The sequence below is a fragment of the Oceanobacillus alkalisoli genome (assembly GCF_022213125.1).
GTDB classification, from domain to species: Bacteria; Bacillota; Bacilli; order Bacillales; family Amphibacillaceae; genus Oceanobacillus; species Oceanobacillus alkalisoli.
This window is the reverse complement of record NZ_JAKNRA010000013.1, coordinates 93,273-101,741: the sequence shown is the minus strand read 5'-3', so window position 1 is coordinate 101,741 and position 8,469 is coordinate 93,273. Positions and strand designations below refer to the sequence as shown.

Here is an 8,469-nt window from a genome sequence, read left to right as displayed (position 1 = left end):
GACACCGTCATCTATTCTTAGCTTCAAAAATTGATTCAGGGATAAAAAGCTTTCGTTAGATCAATCCAACGTTTTACTTCTTACCTCTTTTTCATACTGGTTGTTTTGTTCAGTTTTCAAAGAGCAAATTTTTGTTCACCTCGCTCACGAGGCAACTTTTATATAATATCATCCTTTTCTTTTTATGTCAACACTTTTTTGCGAAAAAGTGTTGACTCATCAAAAGGGATGGATGGGCCTGAGTGGACTCGAACCACCGACCTCACGCTTATCAGGCGTGCGCTCTAACCAGCTGAGCTACAGGCCCCTTTTTTTAAATAATGGAGCGGGTGAAGGGAATCGAACCCTCATCATCAGCTTGGAAGGCTGAGGTTTTACCACTAAACTACACCCGCATGATTAAATATGGTCGGGAAGACAGGATTTGAACCTGCGGCCCCTTGGTCCCAAACCAAGTGCTCTACCAAGCTGAGCTACTTCCCGCCGACCAACGCGCCCGAGAGGAGTCGAACCCCTAACCTTTTGATCCGTAGTCAAACGCTCTATCCAATTGAGCTACGGGCGCAGTTTTTCCACATTATTATACATTATTATATGGTAGAAATAAAAAAAGTGCGGTCAAGAGGACTTGAACCTCCACGGGATTTAACTCCCACTAGGCCCTCAACCTAGCGCGTCTGCCATTCCGCCACGACCGCATCATAAATATCTATTGTTTTATTTTAAATGAATGCCAACCGATACTCGGATTTTTCAGGAAAAATGGCTGGGCTACTAGGATTCGAACCTAGGAATGACGGGACCAAAACCCGTTGCCTTACCGCTTGGCTATAGCCCAACATCAGATGGCGGTCCGGACGGGACTCGAACCCGCGACCTCCTGCGTGACAGGCAGGCATTCTAACCAACTGAACTACCGGACCCATTTTCACCTTTCACTAAAAAGATGACCCGTACGGGATTCGAACCCGTGTTACCGCCGTGAAAGGGCGGTGTCTTAACCGCTTGACCAACGGGCCATGTTAGGATGGCGGAGAAGGAGGGATTTGAACCCTCGCGCCGGCAAAACCGACCTACACCCTTAGCAGGGGCGCCTCTTCAGCCTCTTGAGTACTTCTCCGTATGGCTCCACAGGTAGGATTCGAACCTACGACCGATCGGTTAACAGCCGATTGCTCTACCACTGAGCTACTGTGGAATGTTTGAACTGCTAAATAATGTCAACGAGAAGTATAATACCCTATTTCCTACTGCTTGTCAACTACTTTTTCAAGAGTTTTAAACGAACAATTCGGCACGACCGAAAATGTCAGCTTATATAATTTAACATGGTTTTTACATTTCGTCAACGTATTTTTACAAGTTTCATGTTTTACTGCTGAAGAGCCGTTGGAGGAAAACGACCGTTTTTCAGTTTGTTCCTATTATATAGCAACTAATTTTCCTTTACATTTTCCACAGACATATTTCTTCGTATCGATTCTGCGTTTCCTTTTATATAACCTATGGCAATAAGAACATTCATATTTATATTTAAAAGAATTGACTTCAGACGGAAGGGGATTACAATGCCGGGGAGATCCCGTCTCCTTTAGTAGCTCTTTAAAATCCCGATCACCATGCTTATATCCTTTTCCTTCAATATGTAAATGGTAGTGGCATAATTCATGTTTGATAATACCATGAAATTCAGCATCCCCCATTTCTAGGGCATATTTTGGATTTAGTTCAATTAGTCGCTTTGCTGGTAAATATCTTCCGCCCGTTGTTCGAAGCCTATGATTGAACCGCACATGGTCTTTAAATGGTTTGTCGAAAAAAGTAACCGACAACCTGTTGACCAATTCCTTTAATTTTTGATTACTCATCAACATAAATAACTTCCTTACTATCCTAGTTTTCTCCTATTATATCATAATACTTCATCGCAACTTTTGCATCTTCCTTATTGATAAGCAAGTTTATTGTTATTCTAATTAATTCTAGTATAAGATATACAGATAGATGGCTATTAATAGATTGCAGTCATTCGTTTATAACCCCTTTTTTCTCATTTAAGTTTATTAATTGAGAAAAAGCGATGGAATAATCAAAAAACCACCTCCTCTTTCCCCTCTCGTGGGAATAATCTGTTATTTCCACTCAATTGCGTAGCTTAGCATTAATTGACGTGTTTCATATTTCGTACATGTAAATATTAAGCTATATTAATAGTAATCTGCTAATGATTGTGTTATTATAATAATTGTAGTTAAAAGAACAGGGAGGAAATAAAAGTATGGAAAACAACAAAAAGAATACAAAAATGACCACTGCTTTTGGTGCACCAGTTCCTAATGATTATGATTCCAAAACAGCTGGCCCTCGTGGTCCATTATTGATGGAAGACTTTTGGTTTTTAGAGAAACTAGCGCATTTTGATAGAGAAGTTATTCCAGAGCGTCGTATGCATGCTAAAGGTGGCGGTGCTTACGGAACACTTACCGTAACAAACGACATCACAAAGTATACCAAAGCTAAAATTTTCTCTGAAGTTGGTAAGAAAACGGAAATGTTCGCCCGTTTCTCTACTGTAGCTGGTGAACGTGGCGCGGCTGACGCTGAACGTGATATTCGCGGAGCAGCTTTGAAATTCTACACAGAAGAAGGTAACTGGGATTTAGTAGGTAACAACACTCCTGTATTCTTCTTCAGAGATCCTAAGCGTTTCCCTGACTTAAACCACGTCGTGAAGAAAGACCCAGTAACTAACTTGCATAACGCACAAGCGAACTGGGATTTCTGGAGCAGCCTTCCAGAAGCATTACACCAAGTAACAATCATTATGACTGACCGTGGTATTCCGAAAGACTTCAGACATATGCATCTATTCGGAAGCCATACGTACAGCATGTTCAACGCTGATAACGAGCGTCATTGGGTTAAATTCCACTTCTATTCCGAGCAAGGTATAGAGAACCTAACGGATGAAGAAGCGGAAGCAGTAATTGCTAAAGATCGTGACAGCAGTATCCGTGACTTACGCGAAGCAATCGATCGCGGCGAAAATCCGAAATGGAAAATGTACATCCAAGTCATGACAGATGAACAAGCGAAAAACCATTCGGATAACCCATTCGACTTAACTAAAGTATGGTATAAAGGTGACTACCCGCTAATCGAAGTTGGTGAATTAGAGTTAAACCGTAACCCGCAAAACTACTTTGAAGAAGTTGAGCAAGCAGCATTCGCTCCAACTAACATTGTACCTGGTATTGGATTCTCACCAGATAGAATGCTTCAAGGAAGACTATTCTCTTACGGTGATACACAACGTTACCGCCTCGGTGTGAACCACTGGCAAATTCCAGTTAACTACCCGAAAAACGTTGAGAACTTCCATCCATACCACCGTGATGGTGCAATGCGCGTCGTTCCATATCAAGGTGGGCATGTATCATACAACCCGAACAGCTATGGCCAGTGGGAAGACAGTCCAGAGCATCAGGAGCCAGCGTTAGAGCTTGGCGGAGACGCAAACTACTGGGACTTCGATGAACAAGATGAGAACTTCTTCGAGCAGCCTGGTAAGCTATTCCGTCTTCAGTCACCTGAAGCACAACAACGTCTATTCGAAAACACTGCAAGAAACATGGACGGCGTATCTAAAGATGTACAGTTAAGACATATCGTCAACTGCTACAAAGCTGATCCGGCTTACGGAGAAGGAGTAGCAAAAGCACTCGGTATCTCTCTAAGCGAAGTAGAAGCAGCTGTTGATAAAGAGTAAATTTTAAAGCTGAAACGCCCTTACAGGCTTAAGTACGCAGGTTATCCCGCAATGCCTGTACTAGCGCATCCATCCTGTGCGTCGTAGCGACGTACGGACTATCTCCCCGAGATGGAAGGCAGTTCGATGTTGCCACTGGACGTAGATGAAGAACTAAAAAAAACTGCTGGGAAGCATCAATTGCTCCCAGCAGTTTTTTAGTTCTTTACCATAGAAAGAGCAATACGGCCCTTTTGTTCATCAACATTTTCCACCCAAACCGTCACAACATCCCCGACAGAAGCAATGTCCATTGGATGCTTCACAAATTTAGTGGACATTTTAGAAATATGGACAAGCCCGTCTTGTTTAACTCCGATATCGACAAAGACACCAAAATCGACAACGTTGCGAACGGTACCCTGCATCTCCATTCCTGGTTTCAAATCTTCAAGAGATAAAACGTTCTGCTTCAATAATGGCTGCGGGAAATCATCACGCGGATCCCTTTCCGGACGGCTTAATGCATCGATAATATCCTTTAGTGTTGGTTCACCGATAGCCAGTTCATCAGCAACCTCTTTTAAATTGATTGCCTTGAACTTTTCGCGTAATTCATCTGTACCGATATCTTTAAATGTGTAGCCTAATAATTCCAGCAGTTCTTCTGTGGATTTATAGCTCTCTGGGTGAATCGGTGTCCGGTCAAGCGGGTGTTCTCCATCAATAATCCGCAAGAAACCAATCGCTTGTTCATATGTTTTAGCCCCAAGCCGCGGTATCTTCTTCAACTGTTTCCGATTCGTGAATTTCCCTTCTTCGTTTCTTCTTTTCACAATATTATTTGCAACGGTTTTGCTTAGTCCGGATACATATTGTAATAAAGAAATAGACGCGGTATTTACGTTAACTCCTACTTGGTTAACAGCTGTTTCTACGACAAACGTAAGCGACTCATTCAAAGCTTTCTGACCGACATCATGCTGGTATTGACCGACCCCAATCGACTTCGGATCAATCTTCACGAGTTCTGCTAATGGATCTTGAACACGGCGCGCGATTGAAGCAGCACTCCGCTCCTCCACTTGTAAATCAGGAAACTCTTCTCGTGCAAGTTCTGATGCAGAATACACACTTGCTCCGGCTTCATTTACAATGATATATGGTATTTCCAGTTTATGATGTTGAATCGTATCGGAAACAAATTGCTCGGTCTCCCGGGATGCCGTACCATTCCCTATTGCGATTAATTCCACTTTATATTTTTCAATAAAATGAAGGACTGTCTTCTCTGCGCCTTTCACATCTAGTCTGGGAGCTGTTGGATAAATCACAGAGACGTCGTGTACTCTTCCTGTCTCATCAACTAAAGCTAACTTACATCCCGTCCGGAATGCCGGATCGATTCCAAGGATTGTTCTACCTTTTAATGGCGGCTGAAGAAGGAGATTTTTCAAATTGACTGCAAAGACATCAATTGCCTGTTCCCCCGCTTTTTCAGTCAATGCATTGCGGATTTCTCTATCAATCGAGGCTTGGATCAACCGTTTATAACTATCTTCCACTGCCTGCTTTAAAAACTCAGCAAGCGTGCCAGTTGTAGAACGCTTCAATGTTTTTCGGTTCAAGTAATCAATAATCTTTTCGATTGGCGGCTGGACGGATACTTTTAGAACATCTTCTTTCTCTCCGCGATTAAGAGCAAGAATTCGATGAGATACGAGCGAACGAATATTTTCTTCATACTCATAATACATTTCATACACTTTCTTCTCATCAAGATTTTCATCTTTCACTTCCGAAATAACCATCCCTCGCTTCCATGTTTCATCACGGATATATTCTCGGTGCTCAGGAATATCAGAAATCCATTCAGCGATAATGTCATTTGCTCCTTCTAGCACTTCTGCCACGTTAGTTAATTCATGCTCTTCGGATAAATAGTTTTCCGCCTCTTTATGTAAATCGATATCCCCTTGCTCCCAAATAAAAATAGCAAGAGGTTCAAGTCCTTTCTCCTTCGCTTTTGTCGCTCGCGTCCTTCGTTTCTGTTTATATGGCCGATACAAATCTTCCACCCGTTGCAGCTGGGTTGCAGATTTAATTTCTGAAGCCAATTCTTTCGTTAACTTTCCTTGTTCCTCAATGATGCGCAGAACTTCTTCCTTTCTCCCGGATAACTGGAGAGCATAGTTCCATTTATCTTGAATCAGCTTAATTTCTACTTCATCGAGACCACCTGTAATTTCTTTGCGGTACCGGGCTATAAACGGCACCGTATTCCCCTCATCAAATAGAGCAATAACTTTTTCAATAACAGGCGTTTTTATATTTGTTTCACTAGCAACTAATTGAAATAATTCACTGTCATAACTCATCGTCCTATCTTCCTCCTTATTCCTCTATTTTACCAGAATTCGGGATATAAAGTGAAACTTCAATCAGTGGGGTTTTACGAACGGTTACACCAGGAAAAAATCAGCATTACGTAAAAAACCGGCGCTTGTGCACCGGTTTCTCTCACTTTTATTAAGCATATCTCATTGCAATCAAAGTTGTATCGTCGTCACGCGTCGTTGCTGAAGTTAATTCGTAAGCTTTTGTAATGCCATTTACATTTTTATCTGTAAAATAACAATGGGATAGTTCTTTATCCTTCACACCATCTGAAAACATAATAAAATTAGTGCCTTTATTCAACTTATAATTTTCCACTTTAATAGAACGTTTATACCCTGCCAGATAGCCGGAGTTCGGGATATTGCGTTTTTTCACCCGATCATCGGTCACTGTCATAATTCCAATGTTCCCAATCGAGGAGAAAGAGTAGGCCTCGGACCGAAAATCGATCTTCAGGATACCGAGGACTACTCCACGTTTTCCATATAAAATTTCATTGCTTCTTCTCACAAGCTCTTCCACACTAACGTGATTATTCTCTTTAATGATATCAATGACTGCCTGGGAAGATTCCATGGCGTACTCTCCGCTTCCAAGGCCGTCTGCGATCGCGCAAATAAAATGATCCTCTGTTTCATTATAGAAATAACTATCTCCGCAAAAGGTATTTCCTTGCTTTGGCTGTTGATATACAGAGACAAGTACTTTTGACTGTATCATTTTAATCCAGCACCTCAGATTGCTCTGCCTGGATCGCTTCTCTTAATTTCAATAAAGCTTTCCGAAGCAATCTCGATACATGCATTTGTGAAATACCTAGTATTTCACCAGTTTCCTTCTGGCTTTTATTTTCAAAATACGTGTACTGTAAAATAAGCTGTTCCCGCTCAGATAAAATCGGCAATACTTTCTCAAGGATCATTCGCTGGTCGATCGTATCATAACTCGTATCTTCATTTCCAACGAGATCTAATATAGCAACTGTACTTCCTTCCGAATCTGCTTCTACTTTGCGGTCAACGGAAAGTGCTTTATAACTCTTGCCCATTTCCATCGTTTCGAGGACTTCTTCTTCGGAAACTTCCAGGTAATCAGCAATTTCTTCAACTGTAGGAGACTTCTGATTTACTCTTATCAGCTCATCGACTGCCTTCTTAATTTTTGGACCAAGCTCCTTAATCCGTCTTGGGACATGGACACTCCATGTTTTATCCCGCAAGTAGCGTTTAATTTCACCAATAATTGTTGGAATCGCAAAGGATTCAAATGATTTTCCGTACGATTCATCATACCGTCTCACGGCGGCTAGAAGACCGATCATTCCAACTTGTACAAGATCTTCATAAATAACACTGTTGCGCGAATATTTCCTTGCAATCGATCCAACCAAGTCTTTATAACGTAATACAATCTTTTCCTGAACCGGTTCATCAGTGGGGTTTTCTTGTAAATGTTTTATCCATTGGTATACCTCATCTCTTCCTTTATGATGTGGTTGAGATTTGGTCGCCATCTAGCCCCACCTCTGCTTCATTTATATATTTAGTCATAATGATAATAATCCCACTATGATCATGTATTTCTACTTTGTCCATTAGTGCATCGATAAGGAAAAGACCGAACCCACCTTCTTGCAGGTCTTCTACTGGTTTTGATCTCTTATATGGACCTGCTTTCTTCCGGACCTCTTCTACATCGAAGCTGATTCCTCGGTCTGCAACCATTACTTCGAGCCGGTCTTCGTATATACCGAAGCCGATCTGAATTTCACCTTTTTCATCCTTTTCATAGGCATGGGTGACTGCATTTGTAATTGCTTCTGAGATAGCAATTTTTAAGTCTTCAATATTCTCGTAAGAAAAGCCCATTCGATTTGCAATACCTGATAAGCTTAATCGAATGACACCAATATATTCTGCTTTAGCCGGGATTGTCATTTCAACAAACTCAAACTTCTCCATTATTCATTTCCACCTCTAATCGCTGCCTTGACATCCATAATTTCATCCAACCCGGTAATTTGAAATAAACGGTAAACGCGGTCCTGAATATTCACCAACTTAAGCTCGCTATCACTTTCTTTGGTGGACTTCAAAGCACCAATGAACACGCCAAGACCCGTACTATCCATGTATGTAACATGCTCCAAATCAACAATAACCTCCTGGCCCTCTTTTTTCGTTACAGAGTCGAACGTTTCCTTCAGATTTGTAACGGTATATGCATCTATTTCTCCAGCAAGTGCTATGATTGATTGGTTTCCTTCTTCGGTAAGTGTAATTTCAAGATTCAAGTTAATCCCCCTAACTGAATAATATATT

General features: G+C 41.4%; 7 protein-coding genes and 10 tRNA genes. 1 reads left to right on the top strand and 16 read right to left on the bottom strand.

All coding sequences use genetic code 11. The annotated features are described in order from the left end of the window. Positions 1–233 precede the first annotated feature (233 nt). The 11 genes from L3V42_RS14875 to L3V42_RS14825 all read right to left on the bottom strand — a co-directional run bounded on the left by L3V42_RS14875 (position 234) and on the right by L3V42_RS14825 (position 1,874). Positions 234–307, bottom strand: a tRNA-Ile gene (locus L3V42_RS14875). Positions 308–321: 14 nt separating this feature from the next. After that, a tRNA-Gly gene (locus tag L3V42_RS14870) sits at positions 322–395 on the bottom strand. Positions 396–406: 11 nt separating this feature from the next. After that, positions 407–483: transfer RNA gene (locus tag L3V42_RS14865), tRNA-Pro, on the bottom strand. An 8-nt stretch (positions 484–491) separates the two neighbouring features. Beyond that, a tRNA-Arg gene (locus L3V42_RS14860) sits at positions 492–565 on the bottom strand. 48 nt (positions 566–613) lie between these two features. Beyond that, positions 614–698, bottom strand: a tRNA-Leu gene (locus L3V42_RS14855). 65 nt (positions 699–763) lie between these two features. Further along, positions 764–838: transfer RNA gene (locus tag L3V42_RS14850), tRNA-Gln, on the bottom strand. Between the two features lie 8 nt (positions 839–846). After that, positions 847–923, bottom strand: a tRNA-Asp gene (locus tag L3V42_RS14845). 24 nt (positions 924–947) lie between these two features. Next, positions 948–1,019, bottom strand: a tRNA-Glu gene (locus L3V42_RS14840). Between the two features lie 9 nt (positions 1,020–1,028). After that, a tRNA-Ser gene (locus L3V42_RS14835) sits at positions 1,029–1,120 on the bottom strand. Positions 1,121–1,123: 3 nt separating this feature from the next. Further along, positions 1,124–1,198: transfer RNA gene (locus L3V42_RS14830), tRNA-Asn, on the bottom strand. Positions 1,199–1,424: 226 nt separating this feature from the next. Beyond that, positions 1,425–1,874, bottom strand: coding sequence for a SprT family protein (locus L3V42_RS14825; protein ID WP_235763767.1), 450 nt, complete (start codon positions 1,872–1,874; stop codon positions 1,425–1,427). A gap of 404 nt (positions 1,875–2,278) precedes the next feature. Between L3V42_RS14825 and L3V42_RS14820 the strand changes: the two genes are divergently transcribed. Beyond that, positions 2,279–3,769, top strand: a complete 1,491-nt coding sequence (locus L3V42_RS14820) for a catalase (protein ID WP_235763766.1) — start codon at positions 2,279–2,281, stop codon at positions 3,767–3,769. A gap of 197 nt (positions 3,770–3,966) precedes the next feature. Here L3V42_RS14820 and L3V42_RS14815 read toward each other — a convergent pair whose 3' ends face one another. The 5 genes from L3V42_RS14815 to L3V42_RS14795 form a co-directional block, all read right to left on the bottom strand. Next, positions 3,967–6,126: a Tex family protein gene (locus L3V42_RS14815; RefSeq protein ID WP_238472322.1), complete on the bottom strand. Its 2,160-nt coding sequence runs from the start codon at positions 6,124–6,126 to the stop codon at positions 3,967–3,969. A 151-nt stretch (positions 6,127–6,277) separates the two neighbouring features. Continuing rightward, positions 6,278–6,868, bottom strand: a complete 591-nt coding sequence (locus L3V42_RS14810) for a SpoIIE family protein phosphatase (RefSeq protein ID WP_235763764.1) — start codon at positions 6,866–6,868, stop codon at positions 6,278–6,280. A 1-nt stretch (position 6,869) separates the two neighbouring features. After that, entirely contained in the window at positions 6,870–7,661 is a 792-nt protein-coding gene (gene sigB / locus L3V42_RS14805) for an RNA polymerase sigma factor SigB (RefSeq protein WP_238472321.1), read from the bottom strand. Beyond that, positions 7,633–8,109, bottom strand: coding sequence for an anti-sigma B factor RsbW (gene rsbW, locus L3V42_RS14800; protein ID WP_255771118.1), 477 nt, complete (start codon positions 8,107–8,109; stop codon positions 7,633–7,635). Before rsbW ends, sigB begins: the two co-directional genes overlap by 29 nt. After that, positions 8,109–8,441: an STAS domain-containing protein gene (locus tag L3V42_RS14795; protein WP_235763762.1), complete on the bottom strand. Its 333-nt coding sequence runs from the start codon at positions 8,439–8,441 to the stop codon at positions 8,109–8,111. Before L3V42_RS14795 ends, rsbW begins: the two co-directional genes overlap by 1 nt. Positions 8,442–8,469: the final 28 nt, after the last annotated feature.

Bases quoted from the DNA above. Each gene is read 5' to 3' on its own strand.
- sigB (WP_238472321.1), bottom strand. From the start codon at position 7,661: ATGGCGACCAAATCTCAACCACATCATAAAGGAAGAGATGAGGTATAC.
- rsbW (WP_255771118.1), bottom strand. From the start codon at position 8,109: ATGGAGAAGTTTGAGTTTGTTGAAATGACAATCCCGGCTAAAGCAGAA.
- L3V42_RS14810 (WP_235763764.1), bottom strand. From the start codon at position 6,868: ATGATACAGTCAAAAGTACTTGTCTCTGTATATCAACAGCCAAAGCAA.
- L3V42_RS14815 (WP_238472322.1), bottom strand. From the start codon at position 6,126: ATGAGTTATGACAGTGAATTATTTCAATTAGTTGCTAGTGAAACAAAT.
- L3V42_RS14820 (WP_235763766.1), top strand. From the start codon at position 2,279: ATGGAAAACAACAAAAAGAATACAAAAATGACCACTGCTTTTGGTGCA.
- L3V42_RS14825 (WP_235763767.1), bottom strand. From the start codon at position 1,874: ATGTTGATGAGTAATCAAAAATTAAAGGAATTGGTCAACAGGTTGTCG.